A 24,936-nucleotide genomic window follows, 5' to 3' on the forward strand; every position below is an offset into this window, starting at 1 on the left:
CGCATCGAAAATTTCAAACCCCACTCCGCTCTGTGCTCCTTTGCGTCAAGCCATTTGATCCGGATGATTTGCGGGCGACAAATTTGGAAAAGGCTAACCGTTGGACAAGGCGGCACGGCGCGCCCAACGGCGCTTGCTAACGCGTTGTGATGTTCCAACGCGGGCCCCGGCCGATGACAACGTGTTTTTATGGTCGACCAGCACCAACTTCCCGTACCAATCTCCGCTCTACGACCCCTGTCATGGTGAGGTTGCCAGGGTGTCACAACCTCGCCTCCGCCGGAACACATCCGAGAGCAGCTACGCTGCATAGACGGATTCGGACGACCCGCCGAAAATGTAATTCAGCTTTATGGCTTGAACGATCTTTCCTGGCTAGTGCAGGTCCGTAACCTCAACCAAAATTATATTGATAGGGCACGTAGCATTCATTGAAGTGCCACGAAAATATTGTCCAAATGACAAATACGAGCGTCAGGGCGGCGTAAGGTAGTAAAGAATAAAACCTCCGGTTCTCGCCGAGAGGCAGGAAAGGGATGCGCGCAAAGATCATGGCCTGCACCGGGATCAGGTAATAGCCGAATCGGTCCCCAATAACGGTGGAGACGGAAATAAGAGCAATGGTCACGATCATCATCCAGGAGCCAATCGACGCCAGCTTGTGATCCTCGGCAAACTCCTCCCGCCAAGCGGGCGAAAGGAAGCGAAGAAAGAAAATTCCGCTGGCAGTCAACAATGCGAGCCTGAACGCAGCGCCGGCCGCGACCAGATCGGAATCGATATAACGCTCTTCCGCCAAGGCGGCCGCGTCTGTTTGCATCAAAAAGTACAGACCTGGTAGCGAGATTACAACAGCAGCAAGGATATTTAGACTACGAAGACGTCCGGCGACAAAGGGTGCCAGAAAAAGAAAGACCAATATACTTGAATGGAAGGTTGAACCGAGAATGATCCATGACAGGTAGGAAATGAGCTTTCTATCCATAAAAGCGGCGAAGGCAAGACACATGAAGCCGATCGCAGCCCCTTGCCGGATGCCCGACATCGGCATGTTGATAATAAGAATGGGAAAACAGAGAGCGAGAAAGGCCATTGGATCGGGTTGTCGCCTGGCAAGAACATGCAGGCCGATAAAAAAGATTGTTGCAGTTGCCACATTCAGATACTCATACGGCGCTCCGATTCTTCGAAGCGTTACAACGAGCGCCCAATACCCCGGATCCAGTGTTCTTAGTGCATCTCCATATGTTGTTATATCTGCAATGTAATAGTTTTTAAAATAGCCACTCCAGTCACAGCCGACATTATATCTAAATCCAACAAATAATAAAAGGGAAAATAAACTTGCCCAATAGGCTGCGTTTCTGAAATCTTTCGACGACCTTCCGATTAATGTCGCAGAAAGTAATGCTGCATAGGTAAAATAGTAAATCATATCTTCAATATATTCCTGTATTTGACGCAGTTTTTTCTTTGGTGTAGAGGAGTGCGAAGTATTCTTCTCAAATTCGTGAAGGCGTCAAGCGGGTTGTTTGCTTGGTTTGGCTGTGCACTGCCTGCTCTTAGCATGGATAACCACTCCCAATTTTTCTCGATCCTAGTCCTTTCCGAGAACACGAAATCGTTTTGGCAAGGGACTCTGTGTTGAGCAAGAATTTCCGGAACTGGGCACCTATGAACTTCGCTTAGCAAACTCACCGACTTTTGCGAAATAAAATGGAAATCATTTTCTCAATATATACATTCTCCGCATTTATGATTGAGAATCGAGAACGTCGATGGTCAGGCATTTCAACAGGATTGATTGTCCGAATTCCGCCTTCGTGTTTCATCCGACGTATTCGTGATCTCGCCGGTCTTGTGGTTAGCTTGCAAGGGAATTACGCGAGTAGGGTGGCAGGCGATCGCACTCCTCTGTGGAGGTATCATCCAAGGTGTTTATTGGGTATTAACCTTCTGCCCCCGGGTGAACTTTTGCATGACGTTTCAGGACGTAGCCCGAGAGCCGCCACCCGGCGGCGGCGATATCCCGGGTCAATCCGATGAGTGATGCGCCTAGAATGATAGGGGTCAGAAGAGGCGCCTTTTGGGCGGTCTTGCCGATAAAGATCGCGTATACGTTGATCCTCCTAATCAGTGTCTTCAATCTGTCGCCGACACCACGGGCGAGCGCGCGCTCGTAACTTTTTTCGCCATGATTGTGGCAGATCCAGGTGGCGTTCTTTGTATATAAAATGTGACCCTGGAGAAGCAAATCATACAGAAAGACAAAACACCAGTTTGTTAAGACCCCCCTGTTTGGAGGGAAGTAGCCACCGAATTGGCATCGACGAAGGCAATCAGTTCGATGTAACCCGTAGAACGCACTGTCGTCAGCTCTACCCGCAACAAAATGGGCGAGGCGATGCATTCGGTTGTGCGATTCCGGGCGTAGTTGGGGCATGATTTTCCAATTGCTCGGACTGGACATGTGCAGCCATTGGCCCATTGCGGTTACCGATGCGGGATCACTGTCGAGAAGCCTCACCAACTCTGAGAGATACTCTTGTGTGATCTCGTCATCGTCAGCTAGCCACATGAAATACTCGGTCTCGGCGACAGCGAGGAGAAAATTGAGATTGGATAGCGCCCCCAGGTTCTTCTCCTGTGCGACCAGGATCACCTCCGGCAAATCTGAAGCTATGTCCCGCACTGCCCCGATCGTTTCAGGATCCTCCCCGGCGTTGTCGGAGACAATCAATACGAACTGACGGTAGTTTTGCCTAGCAATTGAGGCCAGCGCCCGGCGGATGGTATGGGCACGCTGGTAGGTCGGCATGCCGATCGTCACGCGAGGCCTCGCATCACCGACCCTCTCGTGCAGAACGACCTTCTGACCCCGAAGATCGGCGCTTCTGCTCCAATCAGAATTCATCGCAACCTTCCTTGTGCAGGCCTGTCGCCGAAGCCCCGTGGGTCAGCTGGGAGAAAACCGCGTCCGGTAGGTCCTGCAGAGAACTGACGCGCGCGGAAGTCATGCCGTCATTGATCGTGGTTTTCCTGACGCCTCCAAAATCGACCACAATCAATCGTGCGCCGTTTTCCACCGCCTCGAAGGTGGTGGTGGATGTCGGATTGGCCGGTACATAGATCCTCGCGCGACGTGCGAGGGTGCAGAAATCCTCGTGCCCTTCGTGGATTGCGATCTCGTCCACGGAAAATTGCTGGCGAAGACCAGACCTATCCGCGGTCTGCGCCGGATGCAGTTTTACAGCCAGGCTCAATCCCTGCTTAACGAGCGCGCTGACGATGCCCACAGTCTCCTTCCACAAAGTCGGACTCGCGCCGATCAGCACGTCGATATCGCGGCGACCGCCATTCGCTGAAACCGTAACTGTCTTCGCCATCACGACCTGCTCCACCGGGTAGACGATGTCACCTGTATCGCGGCTTATTATAACCTTGTCAGGCAAGGTCTCAGGCAAATTTGCCAGTCGTGGATAGCTGAAAGCCACGTGAGATCGGCCCATGTAGCCATGCTGGAGTTCCTCAGTCGCGATGCGCCTACGGCGTGCCAGAAACACGAGAGTCTTGAGCGTATCGTCGTTGATATAGATAACGCGGTCGAGCGCCCTGGCGCGATCCAGGACAAAGGACCAGGCCCTACGCGCGGCGAGATGTTCGCGGTACTTTCTAGCAATAAGATCAAAGAGGTCAGTTTCACTCTCGAAGCGGTCTCGCAGACGCTCGGCCAACTGACAGGCCTCGCTGGCCACCTCCGACGGAAGCCGTTCGCCGTAAGCCGCCACTCTGACGTAGAAATCCACGCTTCGTTTGGCGATGGCCAGATGGGGGGCAGGCACCTCTCCCGAATGATTGACGACCAGTGCCACACGCCCCCTGCTCTCTTCGGAACAAAGTACCTCTGTTAGATGGGCAGAATGACGGGTTGAAACCAAAATGCTCCCGACATTTCTGTTACCCAGTACGCTGATCTTACCGATATCCCGAAGAAGTCGTCTGCCCTGTCGAAAGAGATTTCGGGCACGATCTGACCTGCGCAACGGTGGAACGCTCTGATAACCGTAAATCCCGCGCTCTACACAAAGTGCAAATTGTACGCGGTAGCGCACCAAATCCCACCACGGACACCCCATAGAGTCGTGGAGGTCGAACAAGCCGGCCTGGACCTCATAATTGTTGAATGCAGCGATGAATTCTTCGATTTCGCCAGAATCCGCACTTCCGAATACCGTGCCTTCAGTCACCGCGCATCCCGGTCTTTCGCAGCGGATTGCCCGAATTGACCGAGTAGGCCTCCACTTCGCCTCTAACCAAGGAGCCTGCGCCGATCACACAACCTTTGCGCAGCAATGATCCATCAAGAACCGTGCAGTTCGCACCGATCCAACAGTCGTCCTCAATGACAATGCCACCTTTCGAGGGCAGAAACCCCTGATGACGGATGGTCCTCTCGCGCGAGGCATAGGCGTGGTTGGTCGGAGCCAATGTGCAGTTGGGCGCAATCAGCACCCATTGCCCGATATCAACCCCATTGCCCGAGAAGATCACAGTACCGGCATTGATAAAACTGTCCTTTCCGATTCGCACATCACCGCGACCACCTACTGGACGAATGCGAACAAAGGAATCGATATAAACTCGATCCTCTATGAGGATCGAAGTACCAAATTTCGAATCTTCAATATCAGCAAGACGCGAAACCTGCGCTGATTTCGAGATACTAATCATAGAATCACTTCACCCGCTTGAGATATCCGTCAATAGTTTCTGTAATCATCGCTTTACTAGTACGGGCTTTATCGATCTCGAACATATCGGTCTCCTCCAAGTATTCCATCATGGCCGTGTGCGGATTATCACCAACGTCCCATGGTCGACTTTTCGAATAGTATCCCTTAGGGAAAAATTCAATAAACGTATCGGGTAGAATGCAATAGCTTCCGCGCGTTGTCATTGGCGCATAGGCAATTAGTTCTTGATAGACATGCTTATGACTGTGTAAAGAATCTAGAATAACCATCACACACGACTTACCAGTGGCATGTTTCTTGACTTTTTCAACAATCTCTTCGGCAACAGAATTGCCCTCGTACATCGTAACCCGCTCTATCATTGGATGCGCCTCTAATTCAGCGCGGTTGTGCGGACGTATATCTACATCAATACCGACAACTTCACCGTCGATTCCCATCATTTGCATCATTGATGCAGTGAAAATAATTGAGCCCCCGTGGGCAATGCCCGTTTCAATCACCAAATCAGGCCTCAACTCCCACATCAACTCTTGCTGAATGACCATATCATTCGGAAATTTTATAATAGGCCGCCCCATCCAAGTATAATTATATGTGTATTTATATTTATCAGCATGAAGCATCCAATCAAGCGACTTTTGGCGTAATTCATCATCCAACCCCATTCTATCGATATCGGCCTGACGTTCCTCAAAAAAAGCCCTTATGGGATCCTCACTCATCTTCTGCCTCTCGCTTGGATTGGAAGTTTTCAATCAGACCACGAAGCACGTCACGCATACGCGCTTGCGACTGCTCTCTCGTGAGACGCGGCGCGATAACATTTGAGGTCACGTTGAATTCGTTGGCGTATGGAGGTGTGTTTGAACGGATATGGATGTCGAGCTTCTCGCCCCGAACTTCTTGCCACACTTCTTCAAGCATAAGCGCTATTTCGGCGATACTGGCGTGCCAATGAGATATCGCGTTGACGCGGCTGAATCCGCTTGGGAAGTCGTTAACGAGTGTATGAATGACATCGGCAACCTCGCCCGTAGATATGAAATTGCGCCGCTGTCGGCCGGATGATTGAAGTTCAACGGCGCCGGTGGCGAGCGCGTCATTGACAAAACACATTGGCACCAGCGTGGAGCGTTCCACGGTCGGAACCGAAGGCAGCCCATAGACATTCGACGGACGCAACGCGACGGCATCGATCCCGTGGCGACGCGCGGCAAAATGGCAGACCTCCTCACCGAGGTAGTGGTTGAGACCGTATGGGCTTTCGCAGCGAACCGGCGTGTTCTCGTCCACCGCGCCCTGAAGTTCAGTCCCGTATACCTGAAGCGTCGAGAGGTAAATCACCTTGGTAATACCCCGGCGTACAGCCTCCTCGATCAGGCGAAACGTGCCTGTCACCGCCAGGGTCATGCCGCCGTCCTCGGCGCGCGACTGGATATCATTGGGGGTCGCACAATGGACCAGCGTGTCGATACCGTCGAAGGCGGCGCCCTGAGCCTGAAGGTCTCCCGTGATATCAAGAGGCAAGACCCGAGTTCCCAGTACTTCCGTCAGCAATTCCGTCGATCGTCGTGCGGATGCCGTAACCGGCTTTCCGGCGGCGAGGAGATTGCGCACCACGGCACTTCCGATGAAGCCCGACGCACCGGTGACGTGAACACCCGCCCCGTTCATTCTCGTCGCTCCAGAAGGGGCCAGGCCCGATCCTTTTCCGATAGATCAGTGACTGGGCGCGGCCAATCTATTCCGATCATGGGGTCATCATGCCTTAGGCCACGCTCGGCATCGGGGGCGTAGAACGCGGACACCATATAATGGACCATCGTTCCTTCGGCAATCGACTGATAGCCGTGGGCAAAGCCTCGTGGCACGTACATCATCAGCCCGTTATCTTCTGAAAGTTCCGCTCCAAACCACTGCAGGTGTGTGGGGGACCCGGCGCGGATATCGACAATCGCATCAAAGATCGCACCGCGTACGCAACGCACCAGCTTCACCTCCGCATCGTCACCGGCCTGAAAATGCATTCCCCTGACCAATCCGGCCTGCGCATTCACGCTCAGATTTGCCTGAACAAACTCCGTTTCCAGCCCGCGATCGGCGAATTCACGCGCACAGAAGGCTCTGGCAAAATATCCGCGCGCGTCTTGCCGTCGCTCCAGCTCGATCGTGTACGCCCCATCAAGAGGTGTCGTTCGGAAGATCAAGAGAATTTTCCCGCCGCGGGTGTGGCCGCTTCGAAGGCCAAGATATCCTCAGAGCAGAGAATCTTTGCATCAGCACCGTGGGACAGACGACGGTACCAGTCCATGGTGCGGAAAACAGCGGTCTCCAGTCCCCATCGCGGCACGACCCCAAGAATTTGTCGCGCTTTACTTACTTCCAATGAAAGCCAACCGGCCTCCTCAAGCGCGCCTTTGCTATCGCCCCACTGGACCTCTCCCCCGCCATAAGCCTCTCGAGAGCGGTCAATCACCTCGTGGACAGGGGCGGCGTCATGTGATTCGGGGCCGAAGTTGAACGCTCCGGCCAAAGTCGGATCGGTCCAGAGTCTTTCAGCAAGGCACAGATAACCGCATAGCGGCTCAAGCACGTGCTGCCACGGTCGCCTTGCTTGCGGCCGGCGAACCAAAAGGGGCTCTCCGGCTTCCCAAGCGCGGACGGCATCTGGAATGAGTCGGTGCATTGACCAATCACCACCGCCAATCACATTGCCGGCGCGAGCGGAGGCGACAGTGACGCCTTCTTCGCGAAGGAAGCTATCCCGATAACTTGCAATAACGATCTCGGAAGCTGCCTTGCTTGCGCTGTACGGGTCCCGTCCGCCCAGACGATCAGTTTCCCTAAAGGGATATCCAATTTCGTGGTTCTCGTAGACCTTGTCCGTTGTGATCATGACAGCAAGGCGTGGCGGTTCCGGGATCCGCAGGGCGTCGAGCAGGTTTGCCGTACCCTGTATATTGGTCATGAAGGTGCAAAGTGGGTTCTCATAGCTCGGCAAGACCAGCGGCTGAGCGGCGAGATGCATTACAATCTCCGGCCGTGCTTCAGCCACCAAGCCTCGCACCTTCGCGGCATCACGTATGTCCTGGATATGGCTATCTTTGGTTAAACCCTCGATATTGGCCAGTTCAAAAAGGTTCGGGTTGCTGTTCGGGACAAGCCCTATGCCTGTCACTTCCGCGCCGAGCCTGGCGAGCCACAGGGTCAGCCAACCACCTTTGAAGCCCGTATGCCCCGTTATCAGCACCCTCTTTCCATGCCAGAACTCAGGATCTGGACGCTGAAATGTAGGGAAGGCTGACACTACCAGAGTTTCCAGGGCGCCCGCCCTTCATTCCAAAGTTTTTCCAGAAGGTTTTTTTCCCGAAGGGTATCCATGGGCTGCCAGAATCCAGAGTGATCGAAAGCGGCCAGTTGCCCCATTTCAGCGAGCTTGTTCATCGGCTCCGTTTCCCAGGGCATGTCATCGCCGGCAATCAGATCAAGGCAATCAGGCGATAGAACAAAAAAGCCGCCATTGATCTTTCCCCCGTCCCCGCGTGGCTTCTCGGCGAAACCTTTCACGTCGATTCCATCAAGCTTGAGTGCGCCATACCGCCCCGGCGGACTGACCGCTGTCACGGTGCCCCATTTCCCGTGCGACTGGTGGAAGCGGATCAAGGCGCCAATGTCCAGATCGCTCAACCCGTCCCCATAGGTAAAACAAAAGCTGTCTTCATCTTCGATATAGTCACGAACGCGTTTAAGCCGGCCGCCGGTCATGGTCAACTCGCCGGTATCCACGAGCGTAACCCGCCATGGCTCTGCCTTGCGGTTGTGCACCTCCATATGGTTCTCGGTCATGTCGAATGTGACATCAGACATATGCAAAAAATAATTCGCAAAATACTCCTTGATTATATACCCCCGATACCCGCAGCAGATGATGAAATCATTCAGTCCAAAAACCGAATATAATTTCATGATGTGCCACAAGATCGGCTTCCCGCCGATCTCAATCATCGGCTTGGGCTTCAGATGGGTCTCTTCTGAGATCCGCGTTCCCAAGCCGCCGGCAAGAATGACTGTCTTCACTGCAGCGTCCCCTGAATCAATTACTTCGCGGTTGAAGACACAAGAAAGGCATTCGGGTCCGTATTAAGCGCCTCCATGCAACAGGCGTCAAAGTCGCGCGCACGGAACACGCGAACAGCATCGTTTCCCAACGGCAAGACTGTCGCCAACGCTCTTTCTTCCAGCATTCTGCCCGCCACAGAGGGGTCTTTTCGAGTATTCAAATCCTTGCGTACAAAGTATCGTTGCGAGATCGGCCGTTCCGGCTTTCCCTCCTCTGCAAGTACGCCGCGGAATTCCTTGTAAAAATTTGTCGGGGAGCAATGTCGTTCTTCGGCGAGGTGATAGAGGGTGCATTTGCCATAGCCGATCCCGAGCAACATGATCTTCCCGTCCTCGGCAAGCAGACGCGTAAGCGTCGCCGTCTCATCGAGGTGGCTGTTGTAGGGTTCGGTATAGAATTCGGCCTTGGGGCCCTTGGCGCAATAGGACACCATCGGGACACAGGAACGCTTCACCCCTGGCGTCAACCTGAAACGCTCGGTCAGGAGGCCTGTTTCGCTTGGCTGCGCCATCGAGAAGCGCCCGGTTTCGGCGAATGAACGCGTGTCCGTCATCATGATCACGGTTCCGGAAGCCCCTACAGCACTGCACAACGCCTCAATAACACCATCGGGACCGGCCTCGAAGTGGCCAATCCTTCCAAGCGATGCGTGCACAAATACGTCGTCGCCGGGCTCCAGAGCCTCCTTGAACGCGGATAGGGTCGCCTGATGGCTGATTGTTGTCATGTCCTACAGGTCCGGCATCTTTGCGTGGTTGCGCGGATGCGCGCGCAGGTGACGACGCGCGGCTTCGAGGTCTTCCATCGTATCGATATCGAGTGATCGAGACGCGGGCATCTGCAAAAGCCCCGTTCGTCCGCCCCAAAGACGGCCGGTGTCTTCAAAGTATCGTCGCGTCACCATGAAAATTGCCCCATTGCGCCGATAAACCGGAGGAAGCTCCTGTCGCCGGCGCGCCTCGTAGTCCGGCGCAGCCGATTGCGCCCCCTCTTCCGTCAGGAAATAGAGCTTCGCCGGGTGAACGCCGGCATATTCACAGGCGCTTACCACGGAATCGTATGATCCGGTTTCAAAAAGCTCTACGGCACCATTAATGTCTTCAACGCACCGCAAGGGAGAGGTGACCTGCAATATCGTGATGGCGGTGTAGTATTTCGAAAGAGCATCAATCCTGTCGAGGAGATCCTCGACGACACTACCCGTCGTACTCTCGTCGCTGGCCAGGTGCGCGGGCCGCGGCACAACGCGAGCCCCACAGGCCGAGGCGATTTGCATAAGCACATCGTCCTCGGTCGAGACGACGGTCGTATCTGCGAGACAGCTGGCCTGGGCCTGACGGACCGTCCACTCCAGCAGGGACATGCCATCGACCAGTTCCGCCGCATTCTTGCGCGGCAGGCCCTTGCTTCCGCCGCGCACCGGTATCACACAGAGATTCGGCATATCCCGCGCCGCTTCATTGCCTTGATCTATGACAGCGGATCACGACACGTAGGAGAGTTGCTTCTGCAACTTGAACTGGAACGTCGCCAGGATATTGGCGATCTGGATGCCGGCGGTGCCGTCACCACAGAGCTTGGATTGACGATACCGGCCATGCGCCAGCTGTGTCCGGATCGCCTCCGCGATCTGCGCAGCGCGATAGGGTACATCGATGACATTCTCGGCGCGTTCCCGTCCCGACTGGCGCGTTCCGATGTTAACGCAGGGCGTACCCAGAAAGGCCCCCTCCCGAAGCCCCGAGGAGGAGTTGCCTATGATGCAACGCGCGTTGGCAAGCAGGCGCGCATAGTCCTCGGGGCCGAAGTTCCGGTAAAAGTGCATGTTCTCTGTCGCATTGTGCTCCCGAAAAGAGCGGATGCCTTTTGCGACATCATCGGATCCCGCGTCGACATTAGGCCAGAGCCAGACGACCTGCATTCCCTCCTTCGCAAATTCATGGACGGCGTTGAGCGTCTCACGGATCTGTTGCAGGCCACTGCCGAATTCCGTTGTGACCGGATGTTGCAGCACGAGAATATAGTCACGATCGGTAGTCAGGTGGTCACCGACCCCCTTGTAACGCTCGAAAAGATCGGCCGGCAGGGTCAGATCGGATTCGGCAAGGAGATCGATCGCGGGACATCCCGTAAGGAACACGGCTTCAGGCTCCTCGCCCATCCGGATCAGAAAGTCTTTCGCACGTGTCGTTGCGGGAAAATGAACATGGGCAAGTTTTGTGATGGCGTGACGAACTGACTCGTCGATCGAGCCTGTCACCTCGCCCCCCTGGGTGTGAGCCAGCGGAATGTTCATGTAACTTGCCGCAACCGCCGTCGCCAGAGTCTCGAATCGGTCGGCAACCGTCAGAACCACATCGGGTTTCAGGTTCTCAAAATGCGTAGCCAGCTCGATGATCGCGAGACCCGTCGATTTGGCCATGGTTGTCGGCGTCTCGCCCTCGAGGATCGAATGCACGACGGCCGTTTCCTCGAAACCGTCCCCCCGAATGACGTCGATAACCGAGCCGAAACGATACAGCAGCGCGGAAGATCCGACGAGGAGAACAAGCTCGAGTTCCTCATGGTCCCGAATTGCCCGCATGACCGTCTTGATCCGGCCATAGTTCGCGCGGCTGTGAACGACGACGCACACTTTTCTCACTGTTCGAGGTCTTCCAGTTTGAGGAGACGATTCCGGGAAACCTCACGGCGCAATCTTGAGCCGACGAACTGGCCGTGCTCGGCCCATGAGATGCCCCCGCCGGGCTTCTTTGCGACGAGGTCAGATTCTGCCAGAACATGGCCGGCCGGGAGATCGCGCGACGGCGCGACGCTACGATTGAAGAGGGCCTTGAGATTACCCAGGCGTGCTGCCATTTCGTCCTTGTCGACCGGTGAAGCGTCCATGAGCGCGACATCCGATGCGAACCGGGCCAGGGTACCGATCTCATCCACAGTCAGTGACGCCGGCACGTCTGGACCGAACATCCGCCGGTCGAATGTCACGTGAACCTCGATCAAGGGGAACCCGCGGGCAATGGCGACCATCGACGGTGACGTTGATCCCGAATGGTCCGACAGGCCAACCCGAACTCCATAGCGCTCCTTCATCAGCTCAAGATTGTTCAGGCCGACATCCTCGAGCCGTGTTGGATACTGCGTCGTGCACTGCAGCAGCGACAACGACGTGCCCGCCTCGTGCACGCGCGAGACCACACCATCAAGTTCCTGCCAGTCGCTCATCCCGCTGCTGACTATCAACGGTTTTCCGGTGGCGAGAATGGCATCTGACATTTCCCGAAACAGCGTATCACCCGAACCGATCTTCCAGGCATCAACGCCAATCCTGGACAGCAATTCGACCGCGGCGACGGAAAACGGCGTGCTGAGAAAGCCGATGCCGCGTTCATCCGCATGGCGCTTCAGCTCAAGCCACTGCTCTTCCGTAAACTCCATGCGCCGCCAATAGTCGTAGCGCGTACTGTCCTGGTAGGAAAACTTCACGCGGAACTGATCGTCCAGCGTCAACTCTTCATTGGCGATATGCGTCTGGAACTTGATCGCATCCGCGCCGACATCCGCGAGCGCATCGACATAGGCATGGGCCATGCCCAGGGAACCATCGTGGTTCTGGGAGACTTCGCCAACGATAACGGGGCGCGCCGGATCCGTAAGCTTCTCAATAAACGTCATACTCTGCGCCTTCTTGTTCTCGAAACAAATGTGCGCCCCCCGGATCGCTTAATCCTGAATAATAAGAGATCGAACTTCACGAAAGACGAAGACCTTCTGTCATATGTCCGGGGCCAAGGCCAGCGAAGTCGATTGGCCGCTACTGCTTGCATTTTCGACCATATGTCTGAAGGCATGATTTGAACATACGAGTTCGTCCCAGCTTCCAAATCCGGCGCACCGGCCATTCTGAAGATAGATCAGCCTGTCAGCGTACCTGACTGTGCTCAGCCGGTGGGCAATCAGGAGGATTGTCGTATCGCCCTGCAGTGCCTCGATTGCCGCCATGACCTCCCGCTCGGTCATATTGTCGAGCGCGCTCGTCGCCTCGTCGAAGACAATGAGCTCCGCATCGTGATAGAGGGCCCGCGCAATGCCGATCCGCTGCCGCTGCCCCCCGGAAAGGCGGACACCTCTCTCTCCAACAACGGTATCGTATCCGGCCGGGAGGTCAGTCGTGACGAACTGGTCGATCCGTGCCATTTGCGCGGCGCGTCGCAAGCGCGCCTCATCGATCTCGTCGCGCTTCAGACCGAGGGCAATATTCTCGGCAATGCTTGAATCGGTCAGGTAGATGTCCTGCGGCACGTAGCCGACGGTCTGCTGCCAGGCGCGGAGATTTTCATCCGTGATCTCGATACCATCCGCAATCAGATGCCCCTCCCCCGGACGAAGCAGGCCGAGGATGATGTCTGCGAGTGTTGTTTTTCCGGCGCCGGTGGTGCCGACGACACCGATCCTCTCACCGGCCCGGATCATCAGCGATACGTCGCGGAGGCCGGCGCGTTCGGCATCGGGGTAGCGATAGCTCAAATGATCCAGCCGAAGTTCCCGCTTCAAGCCGAGGGGCGCCGGGGGATCGCGGAGCAGTGCCTGACCGGAGGACATGCCCGTCAGATCGCGATGGACAGCATCGACAGCCGCGCCGCCGGCATTGAGAAGCGTGAGCCCCCTGTACAGTCGGGAAAGCTCGGGAAGGAGGCGCTGGCCGGCAAAAGCGAACACACCGATGAGTGGCAGGATACCGCCCAGGGCAGCGCCTGACGAAAGCGCCTGCGGGTCAAGCAGGAGGAGGCATAGCAGGATGACGCCGCCGAAGCCGACGGCCTGCATGACATATTGCGGCATCTCGCCGAGGACCTGGACCGAGACGATTGAGCGCGCCATGTGGTGAGCCGGCGCCCGGTAGCGATCGATATAGGCGACCTCGCGACCGAGAAGCTTGATGTCCTTGACCCCGGCGAGCGCTTCATTGGCGAGCCGAAAACGCTCCCTGTTGGCGGCCGCGCGGTCCTTGCCCATGCGTGCGATGAGACGGCGGCTCAGGAGGAATGTGCCGCCATAGAGCCCCCCCAGAATGACGAAAGCCAGAATGGCGACGACCGGATTGATCCAGAGGAGCAGTGTGACGACCGCCAGGATCGTCAGCATCGACGCCATCACTTCGCCGGCTGGCCGAAAGAACTGGTTCACGGCTTCCTGGCTTTCCGAGAGGATCTGTGTGCTCATCTCGCCGGTGTGATGGTTCAGGAAATACTCGTAGGGCTGCCTCAGATAGGCGGCAAGCAACCGGTGGCTGAGCGTATAGATCCGCATGAGCGTGAACCGCGCGACGGCCCAGGTCCGGAACATCTGCAGGACATTCGCCAGGACGATCACCGCGAGCGAGGCCAATCCCAGCGCGACAAGAAAGCCATAATCACTGGAGAATCCACCGGTCTCGTATGCCCACCCGAGCGCCGGCATCGACCGTATCCGCTCCGGATCCGCCAGCACAGAGAGGAAGGGGAGGACCGACCCCACCATCGCCGCGGAAGAGAGCGCCGCCAGAATCACGATACCCAGCACAATCCAGGCATTGCGCCGCTCTCGCGCGTCGAGGAGCGCCCATGCCTTTTTCCATGTCGCCAGGTCGATCAGCTGACGCCCCCGACGCCGATGCATCCAAAAGGCCGCGATCGCGATCGGCAGAACCATCGTCGCAAGTGTATCGCCCGCCGCCTCCACCCAGGAGACCGTGCCGGTCCACCGCCACCAGTCCCGCGCATCGAGTACCTCATTGAGCGCCTGCAGAAGGAAGAGCGGCAGGAGCGCCCAGGCGGGCCCCCACCGAAACCGTCGCAGGAAAAGCGCCGTGGCCAGGTAGAGGAGGAGGCCGACAGGCGCATGAAGCACATCTGTCGGAAAGCCGATCGACCTGTCGAGCAAGTCCTTGAAATCATACCACTTCACGGTCGTCCATCGAAACTCGACGAGAGAGCATCAACAATCAGCGGCTATCTCAGACGAACCGGCGATGCTGGTGTCGTTCAGGTGCTTCAGCAGTTTCGTCATGTCGGCTGAATGCCCGATAACGCCACAAATCGGACATGGGGGCGTGCATGGCTTCAATCCCGTCATCTGCCCACAAGCCACGCCCCGTCATCGAATGGCGCGCAGGTCCCGAACACACACCGCGCGGCGCCACCGCAAGCGCTTCACTCATGACCGTTTCACCCGCGGCATTGGCGTCTCGTCCCGGCCGGCCATTTCCGCCTGGAGCGCTTCGATCTCCGTCTTGAGTGCCTCGTATTCGGCCATCTTCCGCTTCAGGAACCGTCCGGTCAGAGCCGCCTTCTCGGCGATGCCCTTGCGTGTCAGGACATAGGCGTAGCGACGCTTGTCGCGCGAGGCGGAAAAATTGCCAAGCTTGACCAGGCCCTTGTCGAGCAACGCCTTTAGGCAATAATTGACGCCGCCCAGGCTGACGTTAAGGGCGTCCGCCAGTTCGCGCTGGCTGAGTTCCGGATTGTCTTCCAGCAGGCGAAGGATCCTGAACCGGACATCCTCCTGAAGCTCCTCCTGGCGTCCGGGCAATGCGTTTTTTCCGTCAGGCCCGGGCCGCAGAATTCGGGCAAGCTACCGCACCGGAGGTGACTTTGACCCACCTCCGAGGAAGAGATATTGTCGCGATGATTGTCATGAACGGCATGTTCAACTTTGAACATTAACGACATGCATCGATTCGGGCAAGGCCTGGAACGCGTCGGAACAACGTCACGGCGAGGAACACTGGATCGGGCCTGCCCTCTCCGCAAAGCGGCGCCCCCGCCGAACATCCGGGCCTTTCGACGCGGCATTCCGTTCAATTTTGAACAATTTGGTTCCACGACGCCCGCACGCCGTGTATGACATCCGGCATCGGGGCCGGGATCATTGATGCGAGGACAGCGACATGATCGAGCTCGAAGACGGCGCGCTCTGGTTTCTGGCCCAGGTGAAGCCCAACGGTCACCATATTGCCGAGCGCAACCTCAGCCGGCAGGGTTTTCCGTCGTTTCTCCCGATGGAAGAAGCCACGCGCCGCCGGCGAGGTCGATTCGTCAACGCCCTGCGCCCGTTGTTTCCCGGCTATATCTTTATCGCCTTTGATCCCGAGCATGGCCTTTGGCGGAAAGTGAATTCGACGCTCGGTATCGCCCGGCTGGTCAGCTTCGGCAAGAGCCCCGCGCCGGTACCGAACGCGCTCGTGGACGGGTTGCGCGCCCGCTGCACCGCGGACGGCACCTTCCGTCCGGCCGCGCCCTGGAGCCCGGGCGATTCGGTGAAAATCGCCAGGGGACCGTTCGCCGAGTTCGTCGGTACGGTCGAGAGACTGGCGCCGGACAATCGCGTCTTCGTCCTTTTGGATCTGATGGGGCGGAGGACACGCATGACCGTCGATGCGGACAAGCTTCGCACGGTGTGATCCTATCGTCCCAACAGACGGTAGGCGGCCAGCCCGACCCATGCCTTCACCGCCGTGTTGAGTGTCTGGATATGGCCCGCGGGGTCCCAACGGATCGCATCGGCAAGGGCGCGTGAACGGAAATCGACCGGAAATGGGATCAGCCCGCTCCACCCCGCGGCCTCGAAACTCTGCATCGCCCGCGACATATGGAAGGCGCTGGTGACAAGCACCCAGACCTCTTCGGAACCGGGGCCTCCCACGTGCTTGCTGAACCGCGCGTTCTCGGACGTGTTGTGCGCCTGACGGTCCTGGAGGATCCGCCCCGCCTCGATGCCATTGGCGAGGAGGATCCGGGCCGACACATCGGATTCCGTCAGCCGGGCCCGGCCATCGGTGTCAGCGCCCTGCCCGCCGCCGGTCAGAAGAATTTGTGCCCGGGGAAACTCCCTTGCGAGGGCGAGCGCGGCCAGGATGCGCTCGCCGCCCGCATTCAGTTGCGGCTGATTCCAATAGGATGAGGCGTCGATATCTTCCCCGCCGCCGAGGACAATAATGCCGTCCAACCGATCGAGATGCGGTGCCGGCGGATACGCCCTCTCCAGGGGCCGAAGCAGGAACTCGCCGACAGGGACAAAAGAAAGTGCCAGCAAGGTTGCAAGGGACATTATGGCCAGGGCCCGGGTCATCCGATGCCAATCCCTCAGCAGCGCCACGACCAGGCTGAGTTGCAGCAGAACAATAAAGGTATCGATCCGGATCAACACCCCGACCAGGTCCGACAGCAGACGAAGAACCGATTCCATTTGGAGCCCCTATGAAGCTGTCAATTCGGCGATCGCCTCCTGGTAGGCAGACACCACGACGGCCTCGTCGAACTCGGCTACCATTTTCGCCCGCCCGGCCTTGCCCATCGCGCGCCGCGCCTCATGAGGCAGGGCCATGAAAGTCGCAAAGGCTGCCGCCAGACCGGCAACATCGCGTGCCGGGCAAAGCAGGCCCAATTCGCCATGATCGACCACCGCGCGGCATCCCGGAACATCCGTCGCAATCAGCGGCCGCGACATGGCCGCCGCCTCAATCAGTGTCCGGGGCGCCCCCTCGCGGTATGAGGGGAGTACGATACAATGCGCCCTGGCAATGCAGGGGCGAACATCCGCTGTCGTGCCCAGATACTCGACCACCCCCTCGGCGACCCATGCCGATACCGTCTCGCGGCCAATCGCCGTCCGATTGTCCGATCCCACCGCCCCCAGTAATTGAAACCGAACGTCACGGTGACGCGCGCCGACCATCCGCGCCGCCTCAACGAACTCAATGACTCCCTTGTCCTTCAGCAGGCGCGCGATCATCAGGAAGACGATCCCATCATCGGCCTCCGGATAGTGGTCGTCGGAAAACCGCGCGAGATTGATACCCGAACCGGGCAACAGCCTGCCCTGGCCCTCGGCGACGAGACCCCGCGCGAGAAAGAGCGCTCGATCATCGACGTTCTGGAAGAAGATGATGGGCAGATTCCTGAAGGCGACGCGATAGAGCCGTTCGGCGATGGATTGAACCAGGCCGCCCGCCAGGAACGCCGTGCCCAACCCGGTTACATTGGGAAGGAACGGAATCCGGGAGATGCGCGCTGCCATCGCGCCGAAGATGTTGCTCTTGATGGTATAGCTCAGAATGATATCGGGACGCTGCGTTCGAAAAAGACGCCTGTATCGTATCGCCAGACCTATGCCGTCGAGGGGGTTGAGCCCGGCCGGTTTCATGTCGAAGGGAATGAACGTACAACCGAGAGCCTTGAGTTCCGCAACACTATCGTCCCGTGGTGCGGCGACGGTCACTTGATGGCCATCTGCCAGAAGCTGGATAATCAGCGGTCGGCGAAAATTCCAGATGTTCCAGGCCGCATTGACCGTCATCATCACATGCATTGAATCACCCGGGCCCGCCTGCCTGAACCGTTATCCTTCTACCGAGCCCGCACAGCGATTGGAATCCCGATACGTGAACGGATGTGACGGGCGCGCCGCCGGTCGCCATGATGCTCCATGCGATCCCGCAGATCCGGACAGCATGAAAGGCGATATCGAAGGGCTTGCGAGCCGGGCATAATGCCTCGGCGATCGCCCGTTCGGAGCGCAATGGCATGGCGACGGCTGCCCGGCACTCGCTTGTGGGCGGCAAAGGTCCATGGAACGCGCAGACACGCTCAGTTTGCTGATCCACGCCAGCCGCTGGCGGCACCATCGCCTCATTTGTCGACCTCTGAGCGCAGAGGTGGCCGGTTCCCCTGGCCAAACCGACGATCCGCTCCGACGCGCAACCATGCTTGTCCTAGCCTCGTTTGAGCGCTCACGGCAGAGCCAGCCGGCCGCGCGGTCTCCGGTGGCGGAAATCAGGTATGCCGCGGGACGGCATGCGCCCTCCCGGCAGATCGTGTATCGTCGAGCCGCACCCTTGCGCGCCGGACGCGTTGGACATGAGGTTGAACGACGCGCCAGGTCGGCCCGGATTGGGCGCTGGAAGCGTCATTGCGCGATTTTTTTGGGAGTTGCAGCCTGGTGGGCAGATCGACAATCAACTGGCCGCTGAGGCTGGCGGGATTCGATGTTGGGCAGACGGGACGCTTGTTGGAAATGACGCTGCCGAAATCGGCCTACTTACGCACGCGCCTTGCTTCATCGTTCTAGCAGCGTGCTGCAAAGTCGACAGGCAGGCCTTTCATCTCTGAGCGCCCGATCTTTCACACGCGCAGCGCCGGATCATCGATTGGTTCATTTTTGTCAGACCTTCAAGTGGCCACCACGGCGGACCTGCAGCGAATAAAACGATCAATCAGGCACACGAACCCGGAATCGACGCGCTGCATTCTTGTTTTTACATCAATATTGTGGACAGAAACGACAAATTCCGAGGAACATGCTGTGAAATTCCCGTATCACGACCTTCGCATGGCCATCAATATATGCAGGGCCGCGCCGCCACCAGATAGAGTGGGTATTTCGCTCGAGCAATTCGCAATCATGAGCGGTCATCGCAAAGTCGATGGCACCCTGAAGCTCAAGATTGCGAGTGCCAAACTGTTTGGCCTGGTCGACAGTGACAACGGGATCTTCAATCGTACCGACCTGGGCGAAGCCATCCATGAGGACATGGATAATATCGAATTGAAAAGAAAAGCTTTCTTTAACGTCGAACTCTATTGCAAGTTTGTACAGATATGCTCAAAGCAAGCCTACCCCAATACGATTCCCGAGCAGAACGAATTATTCACACGCCTCGGGTTGAGTGAAAAATCGGCGCATAAGGCGCGAATCGCTTTAATTCGCTCGGCACAGATCGCCAACATCTTCGTTCCACGTGGCGGTTACGTTCACATCCCAAAAACAGCAGCCGCCCCCTTGGTTCAGAACATCGAGGTTCAGAACATCGAGACGCCACCAGATCTCTCCTTTGAGAAGGCGACCATTGAGGTCTTTCAGAGTCATGGCCGTGATGCTGGAATTGCTGTCCTGATTTCCAAGATCCCGGCGGGTGACAATTGGGAGCTGGAAAAGAGACGCGCCTGGGAGAAAGCCTTGTTGTCGTATTTTGACTTGATCTATGAGACCTAGAATTCACACTCCATTGCCGGCAAATGATCGGAGAACACCTTGAGCGAGTACATTACCAAGAATGAACTGGATGCCATCATCAAAGAATGGATATCACTGTCGTCAGAAAAAGATGCCGTCATGGTTCGATTTCTTGGCAACATGGCGCTGCTGCTCCACGCCAAGGGCATTCTGGAAGACGATGAGGTCCACAGCCTGTTGGATGAACTGTCGGCGGATATCGAAAAGTCGCGCCCGAAGATCTAGGAAGACGGCGGTCCCGGGTGGTTCAGGCGCAGAACAACATGGCGGCCGAACGATATTTCATGGGAACCGGCCATAGAGACCCTGATTTGTCGCCTCCGGCCTCGGCCGCCGCGCGCGTGAGTTTGACCTTTGCAGGGCGATTGACAGGTTTGCGGCAGAAGCTGTGTCCCGACAGTTCGCAAAGCCCCGGAGGCGATGTGTTCTCGACGTGGCCTGAACGGATTGATGCCGGCCATTCCGCGTTGCCCCATCGTCCGATCAGCCTAGAACATCAAATCAAGCCGGACGAGAACAGGCGCCTTGGTCAAACCACCGCCTCGCCAACGGCGGCCCGGTATCAGTCGCCAATGCGTATCGGCTACCTGAAACGTCCCGGGTCCGCCGGGACGAACGACTACGTTCCAGGTGCGGACCCATCTTCGTGCGGACCGCAGTTCTGAGAGCGATCGGCCGGCGACACCTTTCCCGGCATTGAGGCGTGTATTGCTCATCCAGATGACGCCACGAATTGGCGAAAAAGATCGACGAGCCGCTCCGACAATCGCTTGCGGCAACCGTCGCTCGCACGATCAGCCCTGTCTACACAAGGTTGCATCTGGTTTCATCAATAATCGGCGAACCGGAACGAACGGGCAGAGCTATCCCGCTCAAAGTGAACAGCAATCAACCGCAGCCCGCTGTCAGGTGCGCGTCTGGCCCCGACATGGACCCGCGTGAAATGCACCACTGGACATTGAATCCGTTCTCTCGCACTCTAGCCATCGACGATGGATTTTCGATCTGTCCAGCCAAAGCACCGCGCCGCCCATGCCCTCCAGCAACCCGGGCGGCGCGGTGTCCGGATCGAGGCGAACGCATTGACTCCTCATTCCGTGGCTCAAGCCTGATGGCTCTCGTGCCATGCGGGCAAGGACATGGGAGATGTGGTTGAATTGGGCGCTCATTGTGGTGTTTCTGAATGCAAACACCATCTGGGATACGGGGCTGCGGGCCGAAACTCTCCAAGGCTGCGCCGAACTTCGCGCCGAGATCATCGAAGAATATCGCGCATCTGGCCAAGATGTCTCTGGCGCACTTCAATGTGTCCCATTCGCTTCTGAATAAATAGATTTCTGAATTTGGAAAAATTGAGTCGTTATTTAAAAAAATCCGTACGCTATTACAAATTTTTTGGATGACGTATAGAAAAGTGCGGACCTCAACGAAACTTCAATTTCGGTCGAAAGCTTGAACTCGGTTCGACCTCAAGGAATCGAGGGGCCATGCATTGGCATAAGGCAAGGGAGCAGTCGAAAACAGGAGCGCCATCGCCACCATCCGGGGCAAGAGCGGTCGCGGCGCGCCCATTCTGTCCGCACCCCCGTATCGCGAATTGCACCTTCTGGTCGGTGAACGAAGCATTGGCCTGGAACAAGGCGGGCGAGGCCGAGACCACACTTCCAGGGTTCCGGTCGTAGCCCCGGCAGCAGGGCAGGTGTTGGCCTCTTGACCGAAATGATGTGAGGCGGCGTTAGCGGGAAGGGGTGTCATGCATAGAGTCGCTATCGACAGCCGGATCGCGAGGTGACATGACAACCGCCGATGCCCGGTGACAATGCGATTCGCATCGCGCCCTTAGAGAGAATGAGCCCCAATGGACGAGAACGGCGCCCCCAAATTTGCAGCAGGGCCTCTGGATCTTAGAATGCTGACATCAGAGATCGTCGCGGCTTATGTCGGACACAACGCGCTCCCTGTGAAGGACCTGCCGGACCTGATACGCCGGGTGCACAACGCGTTGCAACAAGCCACCTCTCCCGGTGACGCCGTCGTCGACGAGTCACAGGAGCCGGCTGTCAGCATCAAGCGCTCGATCACACCGGACTATCTGATCTGCCTCGAGGACGGCAGGAAACTGAAGATGCTGAAGCGCTATCTACGAACTCATTTCGACCTGACGCCCGAGACGTACCGCGCGAAGTGGAATCTGCCCGCTGATTACCCCATGATCGCGCCCAACTATGCTAGGAAACGCGCCGAAATGGCGAAATCGATCGGTCTCGGGCGCAAGTCATCGAAGCCTCAAGGCACGCAATAGGTCCACTTCCAGTGCCGCTTGCGGACAGATTGCCCTGATATCTGACGACTGGTTTGTCCTAAAACTCAGCCACCACGGTAGCGCTGTTGCCGGTTGCGCAGCTCCAAACCGGAGACCGTAGCGCTGTTTGGTCAACAAGCACAGCAGATCAGCGTCCGAGGCTCGTTGTTTCCGAGGGGCAACTTGTTGAGAGACCGGTAACTTTCGGGCGCGCTACTTTCTCAGTTCGGCAGCTCGTTCAACGATCCGCCTTGATGCAGCCACGCGCGACCGACAAGCCCATTCATCGTCACGAACGACTTCTGGGGTCGCTTCCTGGTCGCCCGTCATGGCGCGAAGACTTAGAATACGGAACTCATACTCTTCGGCCAACGCATCCGCGGCCAGATCTGCCTCGGCCTCCGAGAGCCCCTTCGGATCGTTGAAGATGCCGGAACTGACAAAGTGCGCCGCGCTTATCAGATTTCGAACATCGTCCAAACGATCAGCCTGATCGCCGGATGACTCTCTGAGGCCAACCAAAGCTCGCAGAAGACCCGCACAGCGCACGAACTGGTCGGTCGGCGAGATCGTGCCTGCCAAATCCAATTGGGCAGCGTCTAGGGACCTTGAAAGTGTCTCTGCCCTTGCGGTCAAAGCCAGGCAAAAGGTCAGGATTGCCGCAATGGGCAGGCGGATCATTTCTTCCGCAGCCTCACGCCGGGTCCGCCGCCGTTCTCCGGCAAGAACTCGGCGCCGGCGGCCACTAGGGCATCGCGCAACCTGTTCGCGGAAGAAAGTCTGACATCGTTGCCGCGCTCGAATCGATTGATTGTGTTCACTCCAACGCCTGTGGCAGCCGCCAAGGCACGTGTGGTGATATCCAATCCTGCGCGCGCCATTCTGCATTGTTCAGGCGTCATAGAGGATCCAATACATACCTAAAAAAGAGACATCAACCCGTTTCGCACTTCACCATCCGAGGTGAAATTATTATCGAACGTGACCCTGACCCAACCTTCCGCCGGCCATTGGCAGGGTCCAAGGGTTGACTTGCACTGAGCCCATTGTCTGGACCGCCGGTGACTGGGTGTTAGTGAACGACAGAACCCGTCACCGCGGCCGATTGCTCTAACAGCACAAGCACTTTGTAGACCGACTGCCAGAATTCAGCCTGTTCCAAGTCCGGCAAATCCCAATACTCGAACTGAAGCATGCACGCCTCGTGACTTGCCATGCCACCGTAACGATGGTGCATGTCAAGCGCGGTCGCCAAAACATCTGCGTCAGCCACGATCATTGGCAATAACGGCCCGTCATTCTACAGCTCCCTCATCCTGATGGGCTGGTTCAGACACCTAGTTGATTGCAGCGTGTACATCAGCCTCCGACGTCTGCAGCTCGACCAGAGAAGCGAGCACCCGCCACCAGTGTGCAGCTCCGTCGCTGTCGCCATGACCGATCAACTCGATAGCCCGAGCGGACACTTCGTAGACAGCGCCATCATCGAACGTCTCAAGCATTTGCCACGCGATGCGCCTTGAATCAAAATCTGGAATCATTCTTCGATGTTGCACCAACCGACCGATCAATTCACCTGGTCATCTGAAGTCCGTTCCGTTCGCTGCAATTCCTCCACCGCCTCCAATATCCGCCGCCAGACTGCTGCGCCATCCAGATCACCAGCATCCATCAGCTTGTCGGCTCTCGCGGCGGTCACGAACCCGGCCTCGTCGCCATAGCGCTCAACCATGAGCCACGCAGCGCGCCTTATTTCAGGGTCTTCCATCATCGCCCGGTTTTGCCATGACACTGGATGCCTGCACCATGCCGGGGGTGTGAGGCAGGGCCGTTTGAACATCAGCCCGGTCGGGTTGCTTGCGTCAGAAGGTAGCATTCAAACCGGGCGAGAACTCCCAATGTCTCTTCCCGTTGCTCAAAAACAACCTCCCTGAAGGAGAAGTACAATGAAGATTGCAACTGGTATACTTACGTCCGCCCTCCTGATGATCGGTGCCTCTCAGGCCTTCGCCGATGCCGACAAGACCATCGTTGGCGGTGGCTGGATCGCGACGACCGGCACTGTCGTCGCAGAGACCGACGAGAGCCTCACCATGGTCCCTAAGGACCGCCTGCATACGGCCCTGACCGTTGACCGCTTCGGCGTCGAAGTCCCCCAGGACGTTGCTGTCGGCGATGAAGTGACCGTTGTCGGCGAGCTGAACGGCGCCGGCGAGGGTGCCGATGTGGAAGGCGTTCTGATTTCTCACACCGGCCCGAGCCAGTAGCCTTAAAATCCGTGCACCCTGTCGCGCAGCAATCACCGCGCGACAGGGTGACTTCCAAACACGTTCAAGAGCAAATTCAAGCTCTTATATTGGTTGCAACGTTTCTGGTTAAGCCACCCTTGCTTGGTGCAGCAACATTCAATCTAGCGAAAATCCCAGCCGCTCGACTGTTGCCATCAAGCGCTGAAGATTATCCGCAGCCTGCATCTGGACAATAGCACTTGCTGTCTCGGGAGAGATCGGCGTCTTCCCGCGATCAGACGCTAGGGTAAACAAGTCTAAATCCACGTCATAGGCTACCGTCAGCGTCTCGACACCCATTTTCTTTCTCCCAATTCTAGATTGATCTGCCAACGGACTTATCCTCCTTATTTCAGCCAAATTGAAGCGCCCCGCACACCTCGGCTGTAAAATTTGGAAAGAGCAGCCGGAACATGA

At 57.2% G+C, this 24,936-nt stretch carries 25 protein-coding genes; 5 read left to right on the forward strand and 20 right to left on the reverse strand.

The genetic code is table 11. From position 1 onward, the window contains the following. Positions 1–394 precede the first annotated feature (394 nt). The 15 genes from ACMVY4_RS02490 to ACMVY4_RS02560 all read right to left on the reverse strand — a co-directional run bounded on the left by ACMVY4_RS02490 (position 395) and on the right by ACMVY4_RS02560 (position 15,447). Positions 395–1,435 carry an EpsG family protein gene (locus tag ACMVY4_RS02490; RefSeq protein WP_416898619.1) on the reverse strand — a complete coding sequence of 347 codons (1,041 nt, stop codon included), beginning with the start codon at positions 1,433–1,435 and terminating at the stop codon, positions 395–397. A 513-nt stretch (positions 1,436–1,948) separates the two neighbouring features. Then, positions 1,949–2,830 (reverse strand): glycosyltransferase family 2 protein, encoded by an 882-nt coding sequence (locus ACMVY4_RS02495; protein ID WP_416898620.1) that lies wholly within the window; start codon positions 2,828–2,830, stop codon positions 1,949–1,951. Positions 2,831–2,903: 73 nt separating this feature from the next. Continuing rightward, on the reverse strand, positions 2,904–4,247 hold the full coding sequence (locus ACMVY4_RS02500; RefSeq protein ID WP_416898621.1) for a hypothetical protein: 1,344 nt from the start codon (positions 4,245–4,247) through the stop codon (positions 2,904–2,906). After that, a complete protein-coding gene (locus ACMVY4_RS02505; RefSeq protein ID WP_416898622.1) occupies positions 4,240–4,731 on the reverse strand; it encodes an acyltransferase in 492 nt (163 codons plus the stop codon). The genes ACMVY4_RS02500 and ACMVY4_RS02505 overlap by 8 nt, the downstream gene beginning before the upstream one ends. A 4-nt stretch (positions 4,732–4,735) precedes the next feature. Beyond that, entirely contained in the window at positions 4,736–5,479 is a 744-nt protein-coding gene (locus ACMVY4_RS02510; protein ID WP_416898623.1) for a cephalosporin hydroxylase family protein, read from the reverse strand. Beyond that, the gene (locus ACMVY4_RS02515; protein WP_416898624.1) at positions 5,472–6,431 is read right to left on the reverse strand and encodes an NAD-dependent epimerase/dehydratase family protein; all 960 of its coding nucleotides are present in this window, start codon (positions 6,429–6,431) and stop codon (positions 5,472–5,474) included. Before ACMVY4_RS02515 ends, ACMVY4_RS02510 begins: the two co-directional genes overlap by 8 nt. Then, complete coding sequence (rfbC, locus tag ACMVY4_RS02520; RefSeq protein ID WP_416898625.1) at positions 6,428–6,964, reverse strand: dTDP-4-dehydrorhamnose 3,5-epimerase; 537 nt, start codon at positions 6,962–6,964, stop codon at positions 6,428–6,430. The genes ACMVY4_RS02515 and rfbC overlap by 4 nt, the downstream gene beginning before the upstream one ends. Next, positions 6,961–8,079 (reverse strand): CDP-glucose 4,6-dehydratase, encoded by a 1,119-nt coding sequence (rfbG, locus tag ACMVY4_RS02525; RefSeq protein WP_416900242.1) that lies wholly within the window; start codon positions 8,077–8,079, stop codon positions 6,961–6,963. The genes rfbC and rfbG overlap by 4 nt, the downstream gene beginning before the upstream one ends. Continuing rightward, on the reverse strand, positions 8,064–8,834 hold the full coding sequence (gene rfbF / locus ACMVY4_RS02530; RefSeq protein ID WP_416898626.1) for a glucose-1-phosphate cytidylyltransferase: 771 nt from the start codon (positions 8,832–8,834) through the stop codon (positions 8,064–8,066). Before rfbF ends, rfbG begins: the two co-directional genes overlap by 16 nt. A gap of 20 nt (positions 8,835–8,854) precedes the next feature. Beyond that, on the reverse strand, positions 8,855–9,604 hold the full coding sequence (locus ACMVY4_RS02535) for an AAC(3) family N-acetyltransferase (protein ID WP_416898627.1): 750 nt from the start codon (positions 9,602–9,604) through the stop codon (positions 8,855–8,857). A 3-nt stretch (positions 9,605–9,607) separates the two neighbouring features. Next, positions 9,608–10,321 carry a cytidylyltransferase domain-containing protein gene (locus tag ACMVY4_RS02540; protein WP_416898628.1) on the reverse strand — a complete coding sequence of 238 codons (714 nt, stop codon included), beginning with the start codon at positions 10,319–10,321 and terminating at the stop codon, positions 9,608–9,610. Positions 10,322–10,360: 39 nt separating this feature from the next. Next, the gene (gene neuC, locus ACMVY4_RS02545) at positions 10,361–11,512 is read right to left on the reverse strand and encodes a UDP-N-acetylglucosamine 2-epimerase (protein WP_416898629.1); all 1,152 of its coding nucleotides are present in this window, start codon (positions 11,510–11,512) and stop codon (positions 10,361–10,363) included. Between the two features lie 5 nt (positions 11,513–11,517). After that, on the reverse strand, positions 11,518–12,552 hold the full coding sequence (locus ACMVY4_RS02550) for an N-acetylneuraminate synthase family protein (RefSeq protein WP_416898630.1): 1,035 nt from the start codon (positions 12,550–12,552) through the stop codon (positions 11,518–11,520). A 99-nt stretch (positions 12,553–12,651) separates the two neighbouring features. Beyond that, positions 12,652–14,823, reverse strand: a complete 2,172-nt coding sequence (locus tag ACMVY4_RS02555; protein ID WP_416898631.1) for an ABC transporter ATP-binding protein — start codon at positions 14,821–14,823, stop codon at positions 12,652–12,654. Positions 14,824–15,072: 249 nt separating this feature from the next. Beyond that, complete coding sequence (locus tag ACMVY4_RS02560) at positions 15,073–15,447, reverse strand: MarR family EPS-associated transcriptional regulator (protein ID WP_416898632.1); 375 nt, start codon at positions 15,445–15,447, stop codon at positions 15,073–15,075. A gap of 358 nt (positions 15,448–15,805) precedes the next feature. Between ACMVY4_RS02560 and nusG the strand changes: the two genes are divergently transcribed. Continuing rightward, a complete protein-coding gene (gene nusG, locus ACMVY4_RS02565) occupies positions 15,806–16,318 on the forward strand; it encodes a transcription termination/antitermination protein NusG (RefSeq protein WP_416898633.1) in 513 nt (170 codons plus the stop codon). Between the two features lie 2 nt (positions 16,319–16,320). Here the strand turns inward: nusG and ACMVY4_RS02570 are convergent, their stop codons facing one another. Together ACMVY4_RS02570 and ACMVY4_RS02575 are read right to left on the reverse strand one after the other, a co-directional pair. Beyond that, positions 16,321–17,103, reverse strand: a complete 783-nt coding sequence (locus ACMVY4_RS02570) for a YdcF family protein (protein ID WP_416898634.1) — start codon at positions 17,101–17,103, stop codon at positions 16,321–16,323. 9 nt (positions 17,104–17,112) lie between these two features. Continuing rightward, positions 17,113–18,225, reverse strand: a complete 1,113-nt coding sequence (locus ACMVY4_RS02575; RefSeq protein ID WP_416898635.1) for a glycosyltransferase family 4 protein — start codon at positions 18,223–18,225, stop codon at positions 17,113–17,115. A gap of 864 nt (positions 18,226–19,089) precedes the next feature. On the opposite strand from ACMVY4_RS02575, the gene ACMVY4_RS02580 reads away from it, so the two are divergent. From ACMVY4_RS02580 to ACMVY4_RS02590, 3 genes are all read left to right on the forward strand, one after another. After that, positions 19,090–19,908, forward strand: coding sequence for a hypothetical protein (locus tag ACMVY4_RS02580; RefSeq protein ID WP_416898636.1), 819 nt, complete (start codon positions 19,090–19,092; stop codon positions 19,906–19,908). A gap of 39 nt (positions 19,909–19,947) precedes the next feature. Continuing rightward, the gene (locus ACMVY4_RS02585) at positions 19,948–20,154 is read left to right on the forward strand and encodes a hypothetical protein (RefSeq protein WP_416898637.1); all 207 of its coding nucleotides are present in this window, start codon (positions 19,948–19,950) and stop codon (positions 20,152–20,154) included. A 1,633-nt stretch (positions 20,155–21,787) separates the two neighbouring features. Beyond that, positions 21,788–22,231, forward strand: a complete 444-nt coding sequence (locus ACMVY4_RS02590; RefSeq protein WP_416898638.1) for a MucR family transcriptional regulator — start codon at positions 21,788–21,790, stop codon at positions 22,229–22,231. 213 nt (positions 22,232–22,444) lie between these two features. Here the strand turns inward: ACMVY4_RS02590 and ACMVY4_RS02595 are convergent, their stop codons facing one another. Both ACMVY4_RS02595 and ACMVY4_RS02600 read right to left on the reverse strand, forming a co-directional pair. Next, complete coding sequence (locus ACMVY4_RS02595; RefSeq protein ID WP_416898639.1) at positions 22,445–22,912, reverse strand: hypothetical protein; 468 nt, start codon at positions 22,910–22,912, stop codon at positions 22,445–22,447. An 886-nt stretch (positions 22,913–23,798) separates the two neighbouring features. Beyond that, positions 23,799–24,002, reverse strand: a complete 204-nt coding sequence (locus ACMVY4_RS02600) for a hypothetical protein (RefSeq protein WP_416898640.1) — start codon at positions 24,000–24,002, stop codon at positions 23,799–23,801. A gap of 175 nt (positions 24,003–24,177) precedes the next feature. On the opposite strand from ACMVY4_RS02600, the gene ACMVY4_RS02605 reads away from it, so the two are divergent. After that, positions 24,178–24,498, forward strand: a complete 321-nt coding sequence (locus tag ACMVY4_RS02605) for a hypothetical protein (protein ID WP_416898641.1) — start codon at positions 24,178–24,180, stop codon at positions 24,496–24,498. Positions 24,499–24,636: 138 nt separating this feature from the next. Here the strand turns inward: ACMVY4_RS02605 and ACMVY4_RS02610 are convergent, their stop codons facing one another. Further along, positions 24,637–24,819 carry a hypothetical protein gene (locus tag ACMVY4_RS02610; RefSeq protein ID WP_416898642.1) on the reverse strand — a complete coding sequence of 61 codons (183 nt, stop codon included), beginning with the start codon at positions 24,817–24,819 and terminating at the stop codon, positions 24,637–24,639. Between the last annotated feature and the right edge of the window lie 117 nt (positions 24,820–24,936).

Origin of the sequence: Minwuia sp. (assembly GCF_048007105.1) — a bacterium.
Taxonomy (GTDB): Bacteria; Pseudomonadota; Alphaproteobacteria; order Minwuiales; family Minwuiaceae; genus Minwuia.